The 22,121-nt window shown below is 34.8% G+C and carries 15 protein-coding genes; 14 read left to right on the plus strand and 1 reads right to left on the minus strand.

Annotated elements, in window-relative coordinates; all coding sequences use genetic code 11:
- Positions 1-401: 401 nt before the first annotated feature.
- The 3 genes from P278_RS13645 to P278_RS13655 all read left to right on the plus strand — a co-directional run bounded on the left by P278_RS13645 (position 402) and on the right by P278_RS13655 (position 3,991).
- Positions 402-947 (plus strand): hypothetical protein, encoded by a 546-nt coding sequence (locus tag P278_RS13645; RefSeq protein ID WP_038268090.1) that lies wholly within the window; start codon positions 402-404, stop codon positions 945-947.
- Between the two features lie 669 nt (positions 948-1,616).
- Positions 1,617-2,417 carry a helix-turn-helix domain-containing protein gene (locus P278_RS13650; RefSeq protein ID WP_038268092.1) on the plus strand — a complete coding sequence of 267 codons (801 nt, stop codon included), beginning with the start codon at positions 1,617-1,619 and terminating at the stop codon, positions 2,415-2,417.
- A gap of 164 nt (positions 2,418-2,581) precedes the next feature.
- Positions 2,582-3,991, plus strand: a complete 1,410-nt coding sequence (locus P278_RS13655) for an amidohydrolase family protein (RefSeq protein ID WP_038268094.1) — start codon at positions 2,582-2,584, stop codon at positions 3,989-3,991.
- Between the two features lie 702 nt (positions 3,992-4,693).
- Here P278_RS13655 and P278_RS13660 read toward each other — a convergent pair.
- A complete protein-coding gene (locus P278_RS13660) occupies positions 4,694-9,283 on the minus strand; it encodes an ATP-binding cassette domain-containing protein (protein ID WP_038268097.1) in 4,590 nt (1,529 codons plus the stop codon).
- A 1,346-nt stretch (positions 9,284-10,629) separates the two neighbouring features.
- On the opposite strand from P278_RS13660, the gene P278_RS13670 reads away from it, so the two are divergent.
- The 11 genes from P278_RS13670 (at position 10,630) to P278_RS13715 (ending at position 22,110) form a co-directional block, all read left to right on the plus strand.
- Positions 10,630-11,385 carry a hypothetical protein gene (locus tag P278_RS13670; protein ID WP_038268102.1) on the plus strand — a complete coding sequence of 252 codons (756 nt, stop codon included), beginning with the start codon at positions 10,630-10,632 and terminating at the stop codon, positions 11,383-11,385.
- Positions 11,385-11,777, plus strand: coding sequence for a DUF5675 family protein (locus P278_RS13675; RefSeq protein WP_038268643.1), 393 nt, complete (start codon positions 11,385-11,387; stop codon positions 11,775-11,777). Before P278_RS13670 ends, P278_RS13675 begins: the two co-directional genes overlap by 1 nt.
- 402 nt (positions 11,778-12,179) lie before the next feature.
- Entirely contained in the window at positions 12,180-12,449 is a 270-nt protein-coding gene (locus tag P278_RS13680; RefSeq protein WP_051413580.1) for a hypothetical protein, read from the plus strand.
- Positions 12,439-12,612: a hypothetical protein gene (locus tag P278_RS16610; RefSeq protein ID WP_161808364.1), complete on the plus strand. Its 174-nt coding sequence runs from the start codon at positions 12,439-12,441 to the stop codon at positions 12,610-12,612. The genes P278_RS13680 and P278_RS16610 overlap by 11 nt, the downstream gene beginning before the upstream one ends.
- A 1,174-nt stretch (positions 12,613-13,786) precedes the next feature.
- Positions 13,787-14,524, plus strand: coding sequence for a phage integrase SAM-like domain-containing protein (locus P278_RS13685; RefSeq protein WP_055725827.1), 738 nt, complete (start codon positions 13,787-13,789; stop codon positions 14,522-14,524).
- A gap of 117 nt (positions 14,525-14,641) precedes the next feature.
- Positions 14,642-14,980 (plus strand): hypothetical protein, encoded by a 339-nt coding sequence (locus P278_RS13690; protein ID WP_038268106.1) that lies wholly within the window; start codon positions 14,642-14,644, stop codon positions 14,978-14,980.
- A gap of 115 nt (positions 14,981-15,095) precedes the next feature.
- Complete coding sequence (locus tag P278_RS13695) at positions 15,096-16,697, plus strand: type I restriction-modification system subunit M (RefSeq protein WP_038268108.1); 1,602 nt, start codon at positions 15,096-15,098, stop codon at positions 16,695-16,697.
- A gap of 1 nt (position 16,698) precedes the next feature.
- Entirely contained in the window at positions 16,699-17,925 is a 1,227-nt protein-coding gene (locus tag P278_RS13700) for a restriction endonuclease subunit S (protein ID WP_051413581.1), read from the plus strand.
- 10 nt (positions 17,926-17,935) lie between these two features.
- Positions 17,936-18,631, plus strand: coding sequence for a DUF3800 domain-containing protein (locus P278_RS13705; protein WP_038268647.1), 696 nt, complete (start codon positions 17,936-17,938; stop codon positions 18,629-18,631).
- The gene (locus P278_RS13710; RefSeq protein ID WP_038268110.1) at positions 18,631-19,095 is read left to right on the plus strand and encodes a hypothetical protein; all 465 of its coding nucleotides are present in this window, start codon (positions 18,631-18,633) and stop codon (positions 19,093-19,095) included. The genes P278_RS13705 and P278_RS13710 overlap by 1 nt, the downstream gene beginning before the upstream one ends.
- Before the next feature lie 186 nt (positions 19,096-19,281).
- Positions 19,282-22,110, plus strand: a complete 2,829-nt coding sequence (locus P278_RS13715; protein ID WP_038268113.1) for a type I restriction endonuclease subunit R — start codon at positions 19,282-19,284, stop codon at positions 22,108-22,110.
- Positions 22,111-22,121 lie beyond the last annotated feature (11 nt).

Raw genomic sequence — 22,121 nt, forward strand, 5'->3', positions numbered from 1 at the left:
GGGTGCCCGTCGAGAGGTATTTTTGCTATCGCAAAACCATGAATTTTATCCTAAATGGTCTCCAAGGCTTCGACCATTTTTAACGGATTCAATTCAAATATACTGCCGACGGGGGTACGCTCCTATCAACATTATTAACCAATTAAAGAATCTTAACCTCGCCTGCCACGGCCTAGGGCGGATTTTATTATAAGGTTAATCCTAACAAACCGTCATTGCGAATGGAATACAGTGGAGTGTGGAGATCTTTTGAAGGCTGGTAACTATTATTGAAGAGATTGCCACGCCTTGCTAACGCAAGACTCGCAATGACGTTGCCGAAAACAATTGAAAAACCCAACATTCATTATGGCATTGTATTTGTGGCATAAAAAATATTATTTTTTTACAATACCACCATCATGAAACTGCACCACCTCATTGTAACGATACTAATCGTTATTTTCGTTAGTTGTTCTTCAGATCCAGCATCTCAAGAAAAAAGTGCTCCCACTTCTGATTTTAATTTACAAACTGATTATAATGACCTGAATGCCAAACTAACGCATTTAGATACCCTAATCGTGGAAACCGATTTGTCGGTTTGTACTTCAGAACGATATGAGCGGCTTACCATTACCCAAAAAGATAGTGTACTTCATTATAGCATGGAGATCAGGGATACTGATAATCCGGCTAAAGTGACACTCGAAACCCAACATTCTAAATCGAGTGTCCGGTGGAACCTCAGCTCATTTTTGACTGAAAACACGAATCGATTCAACCCTGTTACCGATCAGGATCGTGAGCGTATGCGAATTATGTGCAATGGGGATACCTTAAATCTTTATACCCAAAACTTAGTTGATACCAACAAATTCATAGGAGCATACTACACTACAATGAGTGAGCTTTTTCCTTATGCAACAGATTATGACTTTGTGAAGGTAGTTTTAGAGGAAGAATAAATGAATCTTAACAAGATTATTTTATGATTTAATCTTGAAGAAGATATAAACTGTTATTGTATTAAGGGATAAAGGGTTTTTATTCTTCATGTCATTCCGCACTTGTTGCGGAATCTATTGAACTAGAGTTAATTCTTTTATTTTGATAAGGAAGTATCCAACTAAATGACAAAAGCATGTTTCGTCTTTATTCTTTTTTATTCGCGCTGGTTTCTATTGTTTTATATAGGAGCTCATGATGTGCTACGCAATTGCATCGCCAAATGCTTTGCATTCATGAATACCATATAAAACAGTAATTATTACATGAATAAAAAAAGAACCAAAAAACGCTAGCCTTGGGTTTTCAGTGACCCATTTTCATTTTAAATCCTAAATTAACCGAACTCGTCTGTTTCTTGAAACAGACTCAAACAGCGCTTAATTTATACGGATTCTTCAATGAATGGGTCCCCACTTCCAAACCCTATGGCGGATTTTATTATAAGGTTAATCCTAACAAAACGCCATCGCGAACGGAATACAGTGGAGTGCGGCCTGTACGCCTTTTTCATTCATTTGGGCGATCTTTTTCCTTATGCAACAGATTATGACTTTGCGAGGGTGGTTTTAGAAAAATGACAGAATTTTCCTTTATATTTATGTGCTGAAAAATTACAGTCAACTATTTTGAGCATATACTCCGAACATCAATTAAAACACAAATCACGATTTGTTAATAAAATATGGGCTTTAGATAATAGCCAACAAAAAACTGAAATTCAAAATCTAAAAATTCTACCTAATGGCTGTTTCAATTTTGCTTTTTTAATTGGCAAAGGGGCTAAGGTTTATTTAAAGGATACACAATTCCATTATAATCAAGGAATTTATCTTTGTTCTCAACTTACCGAGTACATTAACTTAACTCTTTCAGGAAATTCCAAGTTAATCTTAGTACAGCTAAAGCCTTGGTACTTTTCATATTTTCAACACAGTGATTTTAAAAATTTTGTTGATACCATTTCAGAAAGTTCCCAAAGTGATAAATTGTTTGGTAAAGATGTCAACCTTAATGCCTCGTCTATTTTAGAAGATATAATTGCGATAACTGAACACTATTTTTCCGAATTTGAAAAGTCCAATGTCAAACAAAACACCATTGAGTTAATCTGCAGAAAGATTATCGCTCATCATGGAAACTGCAAAATCTCCGGGATTTTAAAAGACTACCCCTATTCAGAAAGATGGATTCAATCTCGTTTTAAAAAAGCAACCGGTTTAACACTTAAACAATTTTCAAAAATAATTCAGTTTAGAAGCTCCGTAGATGAAATTGCTTTTAACGAAAAGAATGACTCCTTAACCTCGGTTGGTTACAAATCAGGATACAACGACCAATCTCATTTTATTAATAATTTTTATCAGTTCTCTAAGATAACTCCGAGTAAATTCAATCCGGAAAATTATGTGTTGTCTTTTAGGGAGTAGTTCGTTTTTTTACAATTTCTATCCTTTTTATAGTTTTAGTTTTGTCAAAAAGTCACACAATCACTGGGCTATAGGAGGTTCTATTTGTTTTCATAATCGGGTTATTGTAACGATTAAAGAATTTATAGTCTAATCATTAAAATCATCATCAATCAAAAATCGAAATGAAATCTTTAAAGCTATTAACACTAATTGCATTTATCAGTTTAGGTTTAAATGCTCAGAGCAAAGCAGAATCCGAAAATGACACTTATGTCGTAAAAAATGTCAACATCATTCCAATGACTACAAACAATGAGGTCATTGAAAATGCTACCGTTGTAGTTGAGGGTCAGAAAATCTTATCAATCAACAAACCAATTCCCAATAACGCTAAAATCATAGACGGGAAAGGGAAATGGCTCATTCCCGGACTCATTGATATGCACGTTCATAACCTGGCCGATGGTCCTTATACCTCGTACCCTACCAGAGGTCCGGCGATTCATATTGACACCCAAAATCTTTTTACGCTTTATGTAGCCAATGGTGTTACTACGGTATTTGAACTTAGCGCAAGAGCTGAGCATATTGGTCAGCGAAACGAAATATTAAGAGGTGATGTTATAGGTCCAAGAATCGCTTTAGCCGGGTTAATAGATGGTGGCAATGCAAATATGACTGCTACCACCCCTTCCGATGGAAGGCAAACTGTTAGACTGGCCAAAGGTGAAGGGTATGAGTTCATAAAAGTATATTCGCAACTGAACAAAGAAACTTATAAAGCGATCATAGATGAGGCGGAAAAGCAAAACATGAAAGTTGTTGGGCATATCCCAAGTGCATTTGAGGGCCAAACGGAAGAAGCTTTTGTACCGCATTTCGGTCTGGTTGCTCATGCAGAAGAGTTTTCAAAACAAGCTGATCAGTTCACTGATGAAGAAGCTGAAAGGTTTGCCAAAATGAGTAAAAAGAATGGCACCTGGTTAATACCTAACTTGTCCAATCTTGTTTATATAGCTAAACAGGCTCGCTCACTGGATAGCGTTCGGAATCTTGAAAGCTTCAAATATGTTCATCCTCTTATGCAAAGTAAGTGGATTGTCTCTAATCAATATAATGAAGGCTCTAGTGCTAATCGTATTGCTTATTTCGATAAACTCGTTGATTTTCATATTAAGATCGTTAAGGCTTTTAAAAAAGAAGGAGTTCCCATGGTAGCCGGAACTGATGCAGGAACTTCCGGAATTGTTTGGGGGTTTTCTCTTCACGATGAATTAAAACTTTTAAAAGAAGCCGGTTTAACGAATGAAGAGGTTCTGGCTTCTGCGACACGATTGGCAGCGGAATGGTTAGAAATTGACGATAAAATAGGAACTGTTGAAGCAGGGAAGTTTGCTGATCTGATATTACTGGATAAAAACCCATTGGATAACATTAGCAACACAAAGGAAATCTCGGGCGTTTTTGTCAACGGGAAGTGGATTGATAAAAATAAAATCGATACCATGCTCTCGGATGTTGAGCAATGGAACAATGCCAATAAAGAAAACTATAACTGGAAAGAGGTTTTAAGGAAAATCAGAGGTGAGTAGGGTTGGTAAGTACTATTGAAAAGATTGTCACGCCTTGCTATCGCAAGGCTCGTAATGACGTTGCCGAAAACAATTTCTTTCCCACTGCACCCCTAAAGGGGAGAAATTGTTTTTTTTACTTTTGTCATTCCGTATTTATTACGGAATCTATTGATCCGAAATTGGACCTATTTTTTTCCTGATTGGGAATTGTCGAACTGAATGTCAATAACATGTTCATTGTTTATTCATTTTCTTTATTCACCTAAAGAAAACGAATCAAAAGAAAGGGTGCCCGTCGAGAGGTATTTTTGCTATCGCAAAACCATGAATTCAATCCTAAATGGTCTCCAAGGCTTCGACCATTTTTAACGGATTAAATTCATATATACTGCCGACGGGAGTACTCTTCTATCAAAATTTCTAATCGGATATATATGAAGGTTTTCATGAAATAGCTGTGGCTCAAGTGGAAGTGCGTTAGCGATAGCTAACAAAGCATGTAACGCTAGAGACAACAGCGGTTTTGCAATAGCAAAAATTTCCTATAAACCTTCTTGATTTTTTGGTTCGTTTTGCATCAAGGCAAAATGAACAAGGAATATAATATTATAAACGAATGGTTATGGCAATGACGTTGCCGAAAACAATTTCTTTCCCCCTGTACCCCTATGATCTAAATGTCATTCCGCACTTGTTGCGGAATCCATTTTCCATATAACATTACTCCAACACTACTCCAACGCCTATCTTTTCCAGTAAATAAGGGTTATGGTCTATCACTAAAAGATCATTGTTCTCACTTAGTTGTTGCAATACTCCGTACAACAAATCTATATCGGCATAATGCAATCCGATGCTTGGCTCATCTAATATTAATAGTTGATCTTTGGTTTTGTTTTCCAACCAATTGAGCAATAACAGCCTTTGCTTTTCTCCGGAGGACAGTGATTTTACCGTTTGGTCCAATTGTACATGAGAAAGTCCTATTTGACTGAGTGCCTGTAATTGTTTTACGGCCTTGGTCGTACCTGCAAAAGGGGCTATCCAATCCAGTAATTCTGTAATATTCATCCCTAATACTGCTGCAATATCTTTTCCTTCGATGGTATATGCTAAAATAGCTTCCTGATAGCGTTTCCCTTCACAGACATCACACGTTTCTATATGCATGGCCGCTACATCCAAACTTGTGGTTACCACACCGCTTCCCTGGCAATGAGAACACTGACTCGTTTTGGTTTTATATGAAAAGTCTTTGGCCTTACCTCCTGTTTCCTTTGCGAAAACCTTAGTGATCACTTTTAAGATATCTAAATACGCTACTAATAAGGTACTGTTGTAGGCTTGTAGTTTCTTTGGTTCGAAATAATGTACCCCCTGGTATGGCTTCGGAAAATCAATACGGTTGCAATATACGGGTTGATGCTGCTGTAAACTTGGCATCACCACTTCTTTTACCAAGGTAGTCTTCCCAATACCTGACTTTCCGGTTATGGCCGTAATACCTCCTACAGGAATATCTAGTTGAGCTTTTTTCAGACTGTGACGTTCTACCCCTTCGATATGAATATGTTCTTTCCCTTGCTGAAAGTTTATCGCCCTACTTTCTGTTTTCACATACGGATGACATACTTCTGAAGACTGGTAAGCTGCTGCACTTCCCTGAAACGTAATTGCTCCACCCATGCTTCCTGCTTTCGGCCCTATCTGCACTATCTGATCGGCCGCCAATATAATGTCTTTATGATGCTCAATCACAATAACCGTATTGCCTTTGGCTACCAGGGCTTTTAACAGTGCAATCAGATCCGGTATATTGTTTTGCGATAAACCTGCTGAGGGTTCATCCAGTAAATAAGTTACTCCTTGCAGCGGACTATTCAATTGCTTGATGAGTGAAACCCGTTGTTGTTCACCGCCACTCAAAGTACTCGACTTTCGGTTGAGGTGTAGATGGTCTATGTGCAATTGACGCGCTCGTTCTAAGGTATGTTGTAAATGCGCTTTTAGTTTTGCTAACAGTTCAGCGTCAATGGTTTCTATTGGTTGCGTCTTCACTAACCATTCTTCAAATGTCTGTAGGCTCATGGTCTTCAAATCTCGCATAGAATTACCGTCGATGGTTACCGCTAATCGCTCAGGTTGCAATCCGCTGCCCTGGCAATTACTACAAACCTGCGGAGCTAACAAAGCACGCAGATGTTGAATGTTTTTATTCTTACGGGTCAGAAAGTACTCGTCCATTAAATAGGTAAACAAGCCTTTCCACACCATCTTCACGTGTTGGGTTCCCGCTCGTGATTTGGTTTTGAAAGTCCACGTAGCTTCCCAGGTTTTCTCCGGAATTCCATGAAAAATAATCGTCCGTTGTTCGGGTGTCAACTCCTTAAAAGGCGTTTGCAAACTAAAACCATACGCCTTCCCTATTTCAGCTAGAACCGCCATGTATTGTCCACCTGCCTGTCCGTAGTAATACAATGCTTTATTATGCTCGAAGAGTCCGTCGGCAATGCTCAGGGCTGAATCTAATACTATTTTGGAGCGATCAGGGAGTAATTCTTGTCCCACGCCATCACAAACACCACATTTCCCCAATTCGTGAGCATTCGAAAAATGACTGGCCGACCATTCCTTGCCTTCGTATTGTGCTTTTCGGGAAAAGGCAAATCGTAAACTTTTATCAATATCCGTTTGCCTGGCTACATCCGAACGCTCAGAAAACTGCTGATCTTTTCGGGTGATGCAAATGCTAGGGGTTAGTCCGGTGATATGATCTACCTCAAACTGATAATCAACGCCTACTCTGTTTTGTTGATAGCTTGAAAATTGTTTGCTCATTTCCTGTAATCCGTATCCGTGCAGGGTATCGATCACCAACGAAGATTTTCCCGATCCTGAAATACCCGTCACCACCGTGAGTTGTTGTTTCGGGAATGTAATATCAATGTCTTTCAGCGCATGGGTTCGTGCTCCTTTGATACGGATGGTATCGGTGGCTGATGGTTCGGGAATAGGTTCGCTTACTGTAGAAATAGGTTCCGTATTATCTACCCACACATCACAGTCGGACTGAAACAAAGCATGATTCTCAAAACATACAATCCCGGAAGTTTCGTGTTTCAACTGATGCAGGGCCTTTAGCAGTTGTACTACATTCTGCTGGTGTAGTCCGATGCTGGGTTCTTCCAGCAATAGGATGGTTTGTTTATTAGGTTTCGCAAAATACTTGGTTAGTTTAATCCGCTGTGCTTCGCCTCCACTTAGGGTGTTAGAGGGTTGCCCGAGTTTGATATATCCCAGGCCTAAGCGTATCATCAGCTTCAGGGTTTCAGATAATTTCTTTTCTTGCTGAAAGTAATCATAGGCTTCTGCAATGCTGAGTTGATAAATTTCGGCAATGTTTTTATGGTTCCAGTGTACTTGAAGTACTTCGGATTTAAAGCGTTTCCCGTTACACTCGGGGCAAGTCTGGTTGATGGTTCCCATCACACTCATGGAAAGGGTAATAACTCCTGCTCCTTCACACCGCGGACATCGTCCCGCTTTATTATTAAAAGAAAAGGCACTCTTCTTTAGTTGCAAGGTTTTGGCCTCCTCCGTTTTTGCTAGCAGATCCCGAATCTTATCGGCCATGCCTGTATATGTCGCCGGATTGCTTCGCGGTGTTTTCCCTATGGGTTGATCGGTTACTGTGAGTAATTGCAGTGCTTTTTCTTCACTATAGGCATTAATGTTATCTAATACAGCAGCTGTTTTTTTACTTACTACAGCCAAGTTCCTGGCTTTTGGATAAAAGTCTGCTGCTGAAAGCTCTTGCCGCTGGCTATTCAAACATTGGGAAGGGGCACGAAATTCAGCTAGGGTTGGGCTCTCTATCCCTTCTGCCTGTAGAAAGTCCGTTCGCTTTCCGTTAAAGATGACTTCTCCGCCATGAATCCCGGCTTTCGGACCTAATTCTACGATCCAATCCGCTTTTTGAATCAAATTTAAATCGTGCTCTACGACCATAACGGTATTTCCCCGGCTGATCAGACGTCTTAAAATGCTATATAAGTGCTGTTGATAGGTTGGCGACAATCCGATAGAAGGTTCATCAAAAACATATAAGATGCCTTGTAAACTGCTATTTACCTGTTTTATGAGTTTGATCCGTTGTCCATCGCCACTGGAAATATCCATACTCGGTGTGCTCAAACGGTAATGATCCATTCCCAACCGAATCAAATCGTATAATGGGGTGCATAGTTTGTCTACCAATACCTGTTCACCTGCCTGGTATTTCCCTGCTTTCAAGGTATCATACAATTGCTGTAATGGCAACTCCATCCACTCCTGAAAGTTTAATCCTTTCCATCGATATTTCAGATGTTCAGCCTTGATCCGTGCGCCCTGGCAACTTGGGCAAAGTTTAGCGCTGGTAAACCGTAGAATGCTTGGGTTTCTATCGGTCCGAAGAATATTGCTCATTATTGGCAATACCCCCTTGTAATAACCAATCTCGCGTGGTTTCGCTTTAAATCCTTCCCAGCGCAAACGCGATTCCAGGCTGTGCTTTCCGTAGTACACCTGTACCCGCTCACTACCATTCCATATCACCTCTTGTTGTTCGGGGGTTAGGTCTTTCCACGGAATGTCCACATTAAATCTATGTGCTTCACAAACCTTATTCAGCTCCTCCACCGTTACCTGTGAATACACGATATAGCCGTTGGGCAAGGTGGTTACAATAGCGCCTTCACGTAACGTTTTGGTTTCATCCCCCACCAATTTATTGGTGTCAATATATTCGGCCTCCCCAATGCCGCGACATTCCTCACAAGCCCCTTTCGGGTGATTGAAGGAAAACAAGGACTTGCTCACAAAGTGAGATTTATAAGGCTCTGACGCCTGGGTTAAAATGCTTTTGTTTGGATTTTCCGATGGGTGGCTCTTGGACTTACCAGGAGGAAGTTGACTCATGCTTTCTTCTGCAGCATACCGCGCAAACAAAATCCGAAATATGGGCGTCAGTTCGGATAGGGTGCCAAAGGTAGCGTTGATGGACTGAAAACGCCTTGATTGTTCTACCTTGATCACCGGTGGAAGCTCCGCTATATGATCGACGGAAGCTGTGGGTATTGCAGCTGCATTTTGTTGATTGTACGCCGGCAAACTCTCTAAAAAATACCGATAGCTTTCATTCCCGATCACTCCCATGGCCAGGGAAGACTTCCCAGAACCGGAAAGTCCGGTAACCACAATTAATTGGTTTTCCGGGATGGTTAGGGATATATTTTTAAGATTGTTTTGGTAGGCGTTGTGAATGCGCATGTAGAACTTTCTTTTAATAGTATTGCCAAAGGTAAGGTAGTTAGGGCTCGTTTAAAAACAATTTAATTGGCTTTAAAAATGACCGTTTATCTTTATTGATGTTTTTGGCAGACCTTTATCGCGAACTGAATGGGGTGCAACAATTTCTTACCCCTGCACCCCTAAAGGGGGAAATTGTCTTAGGAACCTCTTTGTCATTCCGCACTTGTTGCGGAATCTATGGATTCATTGTTTAGTCTGTTTCATTATCTTAAAATAAGTGACTTCTATATCCCTAAGACTCTTTTCTATTAACTACTTATCCTATGATATGGGGAAGGACTTCATCAAATTTCAGCCCTGTATACTCACAGAATTCACCTATACTTACAAGCTGATGCCTGCTTTTATTATAGTATATCCTGATTTGTTTTAATAGACGACGTGATTGCCTTTCGCCTTTACCTGTTATTCGCTGGATATCTTTGGTATAAATACATGCACGGTTTAATCTATGTTTTAATTTCATTATTATTTGGGATTAGTAAGGTTAGTTCAAATGTTTGTTCTCAGCACCATGAGTGTGAAATCTTAATTAAATGACTTTTACCAAATTCGGTCATTTTCAATAGCATTAGGACACTACATGACAAATACGGCAATAACCAACAATTTAAATTTCATACTCTATCCTAGCCTTTGGTATGCCTTTGGTATTCTTTATCCATACTGGAACCAGGCTTAAAGCACTTCAAACATTCTGGAAATTTTTTATTAAAGCTTCTAATACCACATCTTTAGAAGACATTATGTGGCTTCATTGTATTACAAAAACAATAACAATATATGTTATTTAATTTAATAATACAAATGTATATTCTTACTAAATAATTAGATTAATACTACATATGGACACTTTTGAACATTAAAGGACAATTACGGACAAAGGCTACCAATAGAGGTCTTAGCATTTTTTTAATTGATTTTTTTGTTCGAGGTTTGAGGTATGAACGGGATACAATGATATGAATATCGTTGATTATGAAGAATACACTAATATTAGTTTTGGCATCCATTAGCAGACGGATTCTTGTATAAAACTTTGATGACAAAATTCTAATATCTCTCATTTAACTTAGGTATTAACCATTCCGTATAACTGCTTTTACAGAAATCAGTTATAGACTGATTACATCATATTATTTAGCGCTTTAAAGCACAATTAAAAGACTTACTAAAGTATACTCTTCCAGAAACACTGCAGTATTAATTGAAGGAAGACTTGTGGTGATTAATTGATCAGAATCACCTACAGGCTGAGAGTGTATGCCTTAAATACACGTATTGTATAACAAAAAATTAAAATTATGGCTAAACAAAAAGGGATTATCAAGCTTCGAGGAACGCTTGGTGATATTTCGTTCTACAAGACTCAAGACGGTCACATGGCTCGTGAAAAAGGAGAAATTGATAAGAGTCGGATTGAAAATGATCCGAGATTTAGACGTACCAGAGAAAATGGATCTGAATTTGGGAGAGCTGGTAAAACAGGGAAATTATTACGTGATTCATTACGTATACTTATCCTAAATGCTTCTGACTCTCGCGTGGTCAGTAGATTATTAAAAGAGATCATGGCTGTTATAAAAACTGATTTGATAAATCCGCGAGGTGAACGCACCGTTATTAATGGCTCTCTAAATTTATTACAGGGATTCGAGTTTAATAATGATGCCGTTCTAAGTCAGACATTCTATGCTCCTTATTCCAAAGCCTTTGATCGTACAACTGGGGTCGTCACTATGAATGTAGAGGCATTTACACCAATGGTACATGTTAAGGCTCCGGCGGGAACCACACATTTTAAGATTGTTAGCGGCAGTGCACTTATTGACTTTAAGAACAACAGCTTTGAGATGGCTCAAAACTCTACTGACTATATAGTGTGGAATGGTACCGAGCAAGCTGCAATGGACATTGGGCATACCTTAACAGCAAATAGCGACCTACCTCTATTCACTGTATTGGGGGTGAATTTTTACCAAATAGTAAATGGTGTAAATTATCCTCTAAATAACGGATCGTTTAACGCACTAACATTAGTGCAGGTAGATCAAGTATGATGAAAATTTTCATTAGACGATCATACTTGAAAATGAGTACTACCGGTGATCTTTATATCGATGGACATTATTGTTGTAAAACACTTGAGCTACCCTGGAAAGATAATCAAAGGAGTGTCTCGTGTATTCCTGAAGGGACTTACAAAGTAAAAAGTCGATATAGTACGAAATTCGGTGAGCACTTACTGGTTGAAGGTGTGCCTGACCGGTCGTATATCTTATTCCACCCGGCAAATGATGTTAAAGAACTAGAAGGTTGTATTGCTCCTGTTGAAAAGTTGACTAGTAGTACCACAGGCATTTTTTCGCAGAATGCGTTTCAACAAATACTCTTTGTAGTTCTACAAGCCAAAAAGGAAGGAAAAAGAGTGAAACTAATCATTGAAGGGTAATTGATGGCTGGAGTAATCAAGGAGTGGGGTCTTGTGAAGAGTCGGCAGTAGTCTTGCTAATAACCACTGTGAAAAACCGGTGATTCATGAGTCCCAGAAGGGGTGAATGTTGAAAAGCTCTCATTAGGATTGCCTAAATATTTTTAAAAAAGGGGCATCCTGAATTAATTCCTGTGGACAGACAGGATCTTTCAGAATCTCATCACTATGGTTTACAATCCACTTTGAGAACCTGAAAATCCAAAAGTCTCGGGAAGGATTGACAAAATATGATCTTTTCGACATCCTCCTTCTTCCTTTTATCAATGACGCTCAATTTAAAATTACTAATTCTAGAAGAACTATTAATCCCTCTGTTTATTTATGAGGTAATAAAAATGTTTAATTAAAAATATTATTTATATGAAAACTATTATAGCCAGGGCAAAGGCGCCCACACCAAAGTTTTTTAAAGTCTTAAGAACTATAGGACTGGTATTAGCAACAGTTGGGGGAACCATTGTTGCTTCTCCTGTGGCAATACCCACTTATATTTTAACCATTGCAGGTTATATGACTGTAGCAGGCGGTGTATTGACTTCTGTTAGTCAGCTTACTGTTGACAAGGACAACGAGGATTCGGAATATCTGAACACTCCTCCTGTGAGAAGTATATGGGAGCATGCAATTTGATATAAACACCCGATATGGTATTATTGGCGGTACGCTTTTTAGCGTACTGCCTTTATATGGTTTAGAAGCACTATGGGAAACAGCGATTACAGCGGCCATAGGTGCTAGTATAAGTTTTTTTATGTCTATACTGTTGAAAAAAGTCAGGGAATGGTGGAGCTAGGCGATGGGCGATAAGCAGATTATATTTATAAATAAAGGTTTAAGGAATTTGTATGTGGATAATATTTATAATCTGGCTTATAAAACTAAAACAACATTGTTGTCTGCTCCATTGAATTGTAGTCCTATTCTTACTTTTAATTATTTTTTGTATATTACAACTTAAACCTAAAAAGGCCTCTGGAAAAAAGTTACTCGCAGATCTTTTAGTTGACAGTATTATGCAAGAATTAAACTCAGGCAATGCAGTATGACTATGCAAAACAACAAATGGTTAGTTAAATGATGAAATTGATATAATCTGAAGAAATTTTACATGTAAGATCAGGGATAAATGGTTGAAGCCCTGTATAAAAAAGTAGACCCTAATCTAAATATTTTAACTTATGAGCTATAACAGATTACACTACGGTTAAGACACTAATTAACTTTTGTATTACAAAAACATGAAAGCACTACTCTAAGGGTAGTGTTTTTTCTCAATAAAGCCATAGAACAACGTATTCGCCTTTCTTTAGGTAACACTCTATGGGAAACCATATAAAGCTCTCTTGGTTCAGCCTTGTCTTGCTTTTCGTGTCTATCTATTAGTAAACCATTTCCTTTTTTTCTTTCTGCTCTTAAATAATGGAAAAACAGCTTTTAAGATGCTTGTTGTGCTATATTGAGTTTCGTAATCCTTATACGGAACAAATTTCAATGTATTCAATTATAGTTTTAATTCACGAAATTTTTATTTCTTTTTCGCCATTCTAAAGTTATTTCAAACCAAACATACAATTTAAATGATTTATTTTTTATTTGTCCCTCATTCGTCCCCTTAAAAGAAAATACCCTTGCAAACACTTAGTTTACAATTCTTATAACTTATTCTCCTGTGGTCCCACCTATACTACAATATTGTTCCATTTTGAAACATATTTAATGACAATTGCTAATATATCAGCACTTTAAGTTAAAATCTTCTGCTTGTCATTAAATAACGCTCAATGTATTTCAGAATTATTTAAACCAAAAACACCCTATCGTACACCCTTGATTGGTACATAATTCGCTTTACAAAGAATTAAAGAAACAACAAATTAAATTGTGATGTCAACAGTTAAAAGCACACACGGGGTATTTAGATTTAGCTTAAAAGTTTAGAAGTAACACCGAAAAAAGAAAGTTTAATTATGATGCATTTTGCCTCTAAAGGTAAAAGGTTTAAAAAAAGTATCGGATATAAATGTTCCTTAAGTCCGTGGGATTTTAGTAAACAACGCATTAAAACAGGAAAAGGAATGCTTACAAATGCCTATAAAGTCAATGCCTTTATAAATGGCCTTCAAACCTTTGCTGAAGATTGTTTATCAACTATAATAAAAGACAATGATTCAATAGACATTGATAAACTTTCAACGATTATTAATAATAAAATAAATGGCTGTGACGATGAAAACACAAAACGAGAAAACCAAAAGGTAATAAACTATGCCAAAAATCTAATTGAATCTAAAAAAAGTCGAATAAAAATAACAACCTTTAGATCTTGTAATCAAACAATAAAAATGCTTGAAAAATATCAAGATTCCCACAACACAATCCTAAGATTTGATGAAATTAACCTATCCTTCTATCGTAAGTTTGTTACTCTTTTAGAAAATGAAAACTATAGTTTTAATAGTATTGGTAAGCATATTAAAAACTTAAAAATCTTTTTAAATGATGCTCTTATTAATGGAATCAGTACTAGTACTATATTTAAAAACAGAAGCTTTAAAGTACTTAAAGAGGTTACTACTGAAATATATTTAACTGAAGAAGAAATTCTGAAACTTTCTAACAAAGACTTTAGTAACAGGCCTCGAATAGAACTAGCCCGAGACATATTCTTTATAGGTTGTTATACTGGCCAAAGAGTTAGTGATTAAAACGGATTAACCAATAAAAACATTGATGTTCTAGACGGTCACAAATTTATTAAGGTACGTCAAAAAAAAACTGATACAATAATTCATATTCCTAACACCTCTTCCATAAAAAAGATAATGAAACGTTATAACAACAGCTTTCCTCCCAAATTAAGCGAACCTATTTTAAGGGAAAATATTAAAACGGCTTGTAGCAGTGCAGGGTTTAAAGATTTAATTAATGTTTCATATACAAAGGCAGGAAAATTGGTTAAGAAAGAAATTCCAAAATATCATTTGGTAAAAACACATACCGCCCGCAGAAGCTTTTGCACAAATCATTATGCAGCTGGGAAATCTATTCAAGATATTATGTTAATCTCAGAACGCAAAACAGAACGGGAATTTTATAAATATATAAGAATAGAAAAAGAACAAAAGGCGTTAGCAATTCTTAAAAATGGATTTTTTGATTAACTAATTTGTTCTTCTGGCCATAGCTGTATTACAAAAACTATTTAATACACACAATTCGTTTATTATGGTAAAAATCTTTTTATTTTTAACATTTTAAAATATACCGTACCAATCAATGTCAGAAGAACAAAAAAAGTTACTTGAAAAACAATTATGGGCTATTGCCAACCTACTACGTGGCAAAATGGATGCAGACGATTATAGGAACTACATCTTGGGCTTTATATTCTTTAAATACCTTTCAGAAAAACTACATATATACGCTAATAAAATTTTAGCACCAGACAATTTAACTTACGAGCAATTAGATGAAAATTCAGATAATGGTAAGTTATACATAGAAGCTGTTAAAAAAGCCTGTATTAAAGAATTAGGGTACTTTTTAAAACCGAGTGAATTATTTACATCTATTGCTCAAAAAGGAAACAACTTATCAGAAATTCAAACGAATGAAATTGATGAAGCAAAACAGTTTTTCATCATTGAAGATTTAGAGCGTATTCTTACCAATATTGAGCAAAGTACAATGGGAACAGAATCAGAAGATGATTTTGTAAAACTATTTGAAGATTTAGATTTAACTTCTGGAAAGTTAGGTAGAAACGTAAAAGCCCAAAATGAAACTATTGCAAAAATTATTACGCATTTAGATGCAATAGACTTTCAATTAGAAGACACTGAAAGTGATTTATTGGGTGATGCTTATGAATATTTAATAGGCGAATTTGCATCAAGAGCAGGTAAAAAAGCTGGCGAATTTTACACCCCTCAAGAAGTTTCAACCATATTGGCAAAAATTGTTACTACTCGTAAAAAGCGTTTAAAATCAGTATATGACCCAACGTGTGGTAGTGGGTCCTTGTTGTTGCGTGTAGCCAAAGAAGTTGATGATGTAGGAATGTTTTACGGTCAGGAATTAAACCGTACTACCTACAACTTGGCTCGTATGAATATGATTCTACACGGTGTAAATTATCGTCAGTTTGATATTAAACAAGAAGATACTTTAGAAGAGCCTCAACATATGGCAATAGACTTAAAGGCAGAAGCTATTGTAGCAAATCCACCGTTTTCTGCTAAATGGAGTGCAAAAGGTATTTTTAGTACTGATGATAGGTTTAGTCAGTATGGTAAATTAGCACCAAAAACAAAAGCAGATTTTGCTTTTGTACAGCATATGATTCATCATTTAGATGAAAACGGTATAATGGCAACGGTGTTACCTCACGGTGTATTATTTAGAGGAAGTAGTGAAGCGCATATAAGACGTTATTTAATAGAAGATAGAAACTATATTGATGCAGTTATTGGCTTACCTGCAAATATCTTTTTCGGTACAGGTATTCCAACCTGTATTTTGGTGATTAAGAAATGTAGAGAAGTTAATGAAGATGTATTGTTTATTGATGCATCACAAGGTTTTGAAAAACAAGGTAAAGACAATAAATTATTACCAAATCATATTGATGATATTGTTGATACATATACCAACAGAGAGGTTATAGATAAATACAGTTATAGAGCTACATTACAGGAAATAAAGGATAACGATTACAACCTAAACATACCACGCTATGTAGATACTTTTGAAGATGAAGAGCCTATTGATATTGATGCGGTTGCAGAAGAAATACAAGCGTTAGATATAGAAATAGCAGAAACAGACAAACGTATTGCTTCCTATTGTAAAGAGTTAAATATTAAAGCACCTTTTTGATATGGAAAAGCGTTTAATACCACAATTAAGGTTTCCAGAATTTACGTCAAGTTGGGAAAAGAAGTATATAAAAAGCATTGCTAAAGTTGTAGGAGGTGGTACACCATCAACTACCAATGATGAATATTGGAATGGTGAGATAAATTGGTTTACACCAACTGAAATTAAATTTAATGTTGTTTCAGAAAGTAATAGAAAAATAACAGAATTAGGGTTAAATAATTCTTCTGCTACAATATTACCTAAAGGTACAATACTGCTTACAACAAGAGCAACTATTGGTGAGGTGGCAATAGCACAAGAAGAGTGTACAACAAATCAAGGTTTTCAGTCATTGATTGTAAATAAGAGTAATTCTAATCAGTTTGTGTTTGATTTAATAAAAGTTTATAGAAATGAACTCTATAAACGTGCTAATGGTTCAACTTTTAAAGAAATTAGCAAGAAAGAAATAGAAAAAATTAAGGTTTTAATACCACAACTTCCAGAACAACAAAAAATAGCATCATTTCTTACTGATGTAGATGCTAAAATTACTCAACTAACTAAAAAGAAAGAACTTTTAGAGCAATACAAAAAAGGCATAATGCAAAAAATCTTTAGTCAAGAACTACGATTTAAAGATGATAATGGTAATGAGTTTCCTAAATGGGAAGTGAAGAAGTTGGGAGATATTTGCAAAATCAAATCAAGTAAAAGAGTAATTCAGGAAGATTGGAAAGATAAAGGAGTTCCATTTTATAGAACAAGGGAGATAATTAGTTTATCTGAAAACAAAGAATTTAGAACACCAATTTTTATAACAGAAAAAATGTATGATGAACTTATAAAAAAATATGGTGTACCAAAAGAGAATGATATTCTTGTAACTGGTGTTGGTACAATTGGCAAGACTTACAAAGTGAGAAAAGATGATAGATTTTACTTTAAAGATGGTAATGTACTTTGGATAAAAATAAACAATAAGATAAATTCAGAATTTCTTCATCAACAATTTAACACTCGATTTATTCGTAAGCAATTATCAGATAACGCATCTATTACTACGGTAGCTACTTTTACTATTGATGGCGCAAGAAATACAATAATAAAAATACCATCTATTGAAGAACAAACCAAAATAGCAAATTTCTTATCAGATATAGATATTAAAATAGAAGTTTTAAATACCAAAATAGAAAATAGTAAAGCCTTTAAAAAAGGTTTATTACAACAAATGTTTGTTTAAAATTAGAGATATGGATTTCGAGGTATATTGTGATGAAAGCGGTTTAGAAGCCTTAACTCAAAAAGATGCTCATTTATATATAGCTATTGGTGGTATATGGATGCCAGCAAATTATAGGCCTATATTCAAAGAGAAGTTTAATGAGATAAGAAAAAAATATAATGTGTCTCGTGAATTGAAATGGAATAAAATTTCCCCTAAATTTTTTGATTTACACAAGGAGATCATTGACTACTTTTTTCAAACTGAACAATTAAGATTCAGAGTTATTCTAATTGAAGCTATTAAGGTTGATAATTACACTTTTAATGATAAAGACGGCGAATTGGGTTTTTATAAATTTTACTACCAATTACTTCATCATTGGATTTATGATTATAACAGTTATAATATTTTTCTAGATTTAAAAGAAAATAGAGATAAAGGCAGATTAAAAGTTCTATATAGATGTTTAGATTATGCTAACTTAACATCTGATATTAAACAAGTTCAAGGGTTGCCATCAGATGAATCTTTAGGTATACAATTGGCAGACATATTAACAGGTTTAACTAATGCGAAATTTAACAATAAGATTACAAGTTCTGCAAAATTGGGTTTAATTGAATATGTTGAAAACACTTATTTAGGTAAAGCAATTAAGCCAACACCTAAATGGGAAGAGAAATTTAATGTTTTTAAAATTAATCTTCAAGGTGGTTGGTAATGGCTTATAAAAAAATTAAACCTCATTTAATTCCAGAAGAGGAAAGGGAAGAAAAAATGAGAGCTTTATGGTATGAGGAATATTGTAAAGAAGATATAGAGACTTTTGATGGTGTAAAGGTTAGATTTTATGAAGATATGTTTGAACATTGTTTTTTTGAAAGTTATAATAGAAAAGAAAAGGACAAGTCCATCTTATCTCTCAACAGACTTGAAAAAATGCTTTGGATAAAAGAAACGTTAATGGATAACGCTGCTATATTAAAAAAAGGATGGAATAATACCGAGAAAGTTTATTATACTGATAGACGTGTAGCAATAGTAAAAGAAAACTACGTTGTGGTAATAAGATTTACAGGTTATTTAAAGGCTAAATTAGTAACAGCTTATGAGAAAAACGATATAGAGAATATTTTACAAGGTCCAGATTTTGAAAAAACAGTTGAGTTTTTCGGTGAGAATTAAGCATAAAAAAAACGTTGATTCGGGTTCAACGTTCAAGACCTTTGTAGATTCCCTACCAACGGTAAAGAACATTGCAAAAATACAAAATTTGTTTCACTTGTGCAACAATTATAATTGTATATGAACTACATATATTAAGAATCGCAACTAATATGCCATTTTAATTATAAATAAAAAATTAGGAGTTTGACAAGACAACCAGAACAAGTATTAGAAAATAATTTAATAAGCCAACTCATTAGTTTGGGTCATAAATCAGTTGTTATAAAAACAGAAGGTGATTTATTCAGTAACCTAAAAACACAATTAGAAAAGCATAATAAGACTACGTTTACAGCTTCAGAGTTTGAAAGAATAGTTATCCACTTATCTAAAGGTAACATTTTCGATAAAGCCAAAACCTTACGAGATAAATATGTGCTTCAAAAAGATAATGGAGATAAAGCATATATCGAGTTTATTAATCAAGATTTCTGGTGTCAAAATCAATTCCAAGTAACCAATCAAATTACAATCAACGGTAAACGAGAAAACCGTTACGATGTTACTATTCTTATTAATGGCTTACCATTAGTGCAAATAGAATTAAAGCGTAGGGGTATAGAACTAAAAGAAGCCTTTAATCAAATACAACGTTATCAAAAAGAATCATTTGCTTTTAATAATGCACTATTTAATTATGTACAGATTTTTGTAATTAGTAATGGTGTAGATACCAAGTATTATGCAAATAGCCAAAAACAGAGTTTTAAATTTACATCGTTCTGGAGTGATGAAAAGAATAAAAAAATCACCCAATTAGAGCCTTTTGCAAATATCTTTTTAGAGCCTTGTCATATTGCTAAAATGATTACTAAATACATAGTTTTACACGAAAGTGATAAAACACTTATGGTATTAAGACCTTATCAGTTTTTTGCAGTAGAATCAATAATCGATAGAATAAAGAATAGTGATAAAAATGGTTATATATGGCATACTACAGGTTCAGGTAAAACACTAACATCATTTAAAGCAAGTCAAATAATAACTCAAAATCCTAAAATTAAAAAAGTAGTATTTGTAGTTGATAGACAAGATTTAGACGACCAAACAGTTAGAGAATTTAGAGCATTTGATAAAGATAGTATTGATGGTACAGAGAACACCAAAATGCTTATTAGTCAATTTTTAGACAATAACAGACCTTTATTAGTTACTACTATTCAAAAGCTAAATAGTGCCATATCAAAGGCTAAATTTAGAAAGCAAATAGAAGTTTTAAAAGATGAAAAAATAGTATTCATTTTCGATGAATGTCACCGTTCACAATTTGGAGATACGCATAAGCGTATTGTAAACTTCTTTACAAATCATCAATTATTTGGTTTTACAGGAACACCAATATTTGTAAAAAATGCGATTAGTAAAAAAAGTATTAAACAAACAACTGCAAACCTTTTTCACGAGTGTTTACATCAGTACGTAATTACAGATGCTATTAGAGATGAAAATGTATTAAAATTCTCTATTGAATATTATAATGTATTTAAGTCAAAAGAGGGGATTGATGATACTAAAGTAGAAGATATAAACAAGCAAGAAGTATATGAAAGTGATGATTATCTGAACACTATTACCAACTACATAATAGCAAATCACAATCGTAAAACCCGTCACAGAGCGTTTACAGCAATGTTTTGTGTGAGTAGTGTGGATATTCTAATAAAGTATTATGAGCTTTTAAAAGCCAAAAAAGAAGCAGGTGAACATAACTTAAATATAGCTACTATATTTTCTTATAATGTAAATGAAGAAGATAAAGATGCTAATGGTCAAATTCAAGAAGAAGATGTAAACGATGATAAGCCTGTAAATAAGCATTCCAGAGATAAATTAGACGAGTTTATTGCAGATTATAACAAACAATTTGGATCTAAACATTCTACTAAAGATGGTAATGCATTTCTCAATTATAAAAAGGATATTTCAAAAAGAGTTAAGAACAAACAGATTGATTTATTATTAGTAGTAAATATGTTTCTTACAGGTTTTGATAGTAAGTCTTTAAATACTCTTTATGTAGATAAAAATTTAAACTATCACGGTTTAATACAAGCCTATTCTCGTACAAATAGGATATTAAACGAAAAGAAATCACAAGGCAATATTTTAGCGTTCCGTAATCTAAAGCAAAATACAGACGATGCTATTGCTTTGTTTTCAGATAAAAATGCACAAGAAACCATTATAATAGCACCTTATGAAGAGCAAGTAAAGAAATTCAATGAAGCTTATAAGGTATTAATGGGTATTGCACCAACGGTAGATAGTGTAAATGATTTGGTTACCGAAGAAGACGAATTAGAATTTGCAAAAGCCTTCAGAGAAATAATGCGACTTAAAAATATACTATCATCATTTATTGAATTTAGTTTTGATGATACCTATATGAAAGAACAAGAGTTTGCAGATTACACAAGTAAATATTTAGACTTACACGATAAGATTAAAACAAATAATCAAAAAGAATCAGTATCTATTTTAGATGAAATTGATTTTGAATTAGAATTAATACATCGTGATGAAATTAATGTAGCCTACATAATGCGATTATTAGCGCAATTAAAAGAAGCTAAACCAAAAGACCAGGCAAAACAGAAAAAGCAAATTATAGATTTAATTTCAGGAGAATCTGAATTAAGGAGTAAACGAGTATTAATAGAAAAATTCATTCAAAATAATCTTCCTAAGATAAACGATAGTGAAGCTGTTGAAGATGTATTTAAAAGCTATTGGCAAGAAGAAACTAAAAAAGCATTACAAGCATTAAGTTCAGAAGAAGCATTAAAACAAGACAAAGTAGAAGACATTATAAACGATTATTTATTTACCGGCAGAATGGCAACCGAAGATGAGGTAATTGAAGCATTAGAAAAGCAACCAAGTGTCTTACAACGTGAATCTATAAGCAATAGAATAACCGAAAAAATAAAAGATTTTGTAAAGACTTTTATTAATGGTATAGACAATTAATTTTTCAAAAT

The sequence above is a fragment of the Zhouia amylolytica AD3 genome (assembly GCF_000511935.2).
Lineage (GTDB): Bacteria > Bacteroidota > Bacteroidia > Flavobacteriales > Flavobacteriaceae > Zhouia > Zhouia amylolytica.

Bases quoted from the DNA above. Each gene is read 5' to 3' on its own strand.
- P278_RS13645 (WP_038268090.1), top strand. From the start codon at position 402: ATGAAACTGCACCACCTCATTGTAACGATACTAATCGTTATTTTCGTT.
- P278_RS13655 (WP_038268094.1), top strand. From the start codon at position 2,582: ATGAAATCTTTAAAGCTATTAACACTAATTGCATTTATCAGTTTAGGT.
- P278_RS13660 (WP_038268097.1), bottom strand. From the start codon at position 9,283: ATGCGCATTCACAACGCCTACCAAAACAATCTTAAAAATATATCCCTA.
- P278_RS13670 (WP_038268102.1), top strand. From the start codon at position 10,630: ATGGCTAAACAAAAAGGGATTATCAAGCTTCGAGGAACGCTTGGTGAT.
- P278_RS13675 (WP_038268643.1), top strand. From the start codon at position 11,385: ATGAAAATTTTCATTAGACGATCATACTTGAAAATGAGTACTACCGGT.
- P278_RS13680 (WP_051413580.1), top strand. From the start codon at position 12,180: ATGAAAACTATTATAGCCAGGGCAAAGGCGCCCACACCAAAGTTTTTT.
- P278_RS16610 (WP_161808364.1), top strand. From the start codon at position 12,439: ATGCAATTTGATATAAACACCCGATATGGTATTATTGGCGGTACGCTT.
- P278_RS13685 (WP_055725827.1), top strand. From the start codon at position 13,787: ATGATGCATTTTGCCTCTAAAGGTAAAAGGTTTAAAAAAAGTATCGGA.
- P278_RS13690 (WP_038268106.1), top strand. From the start codon at position 14,642: ATGAAACGTTATAACAACAGCTTTCCTCCCAAATTAAGCGAACCTATT.
- P278_RS13695 (WP_038268108.1), top strand. From the start codon at position 15,096: ATGTCAGAAGAACAAAAAAAGTTACTTGAAAAACAATTATGGGCTATT.
- P278_RS13700 (WP_051413581.1), top strand. From the start codon at position 16,699: ATGGAAAAGCGTTTAATACCACAATTAAGGTTTCCAGAATTTACGTCA.
- P278_RS13705 (WP_038268647.1), top strand. From the start codon at position 17,936: ATGGATTTCGAGGTATATTGTGATGAAAGCGGTTTAGAAGCCTTAACT.
- P278_RS13710 (WP_038268110.1), top strand. From the start codon at position 18,631: ATGGCTTATAAAAAAATTAAACCTCATTTAATTCCAGAAGAGGAAAGG.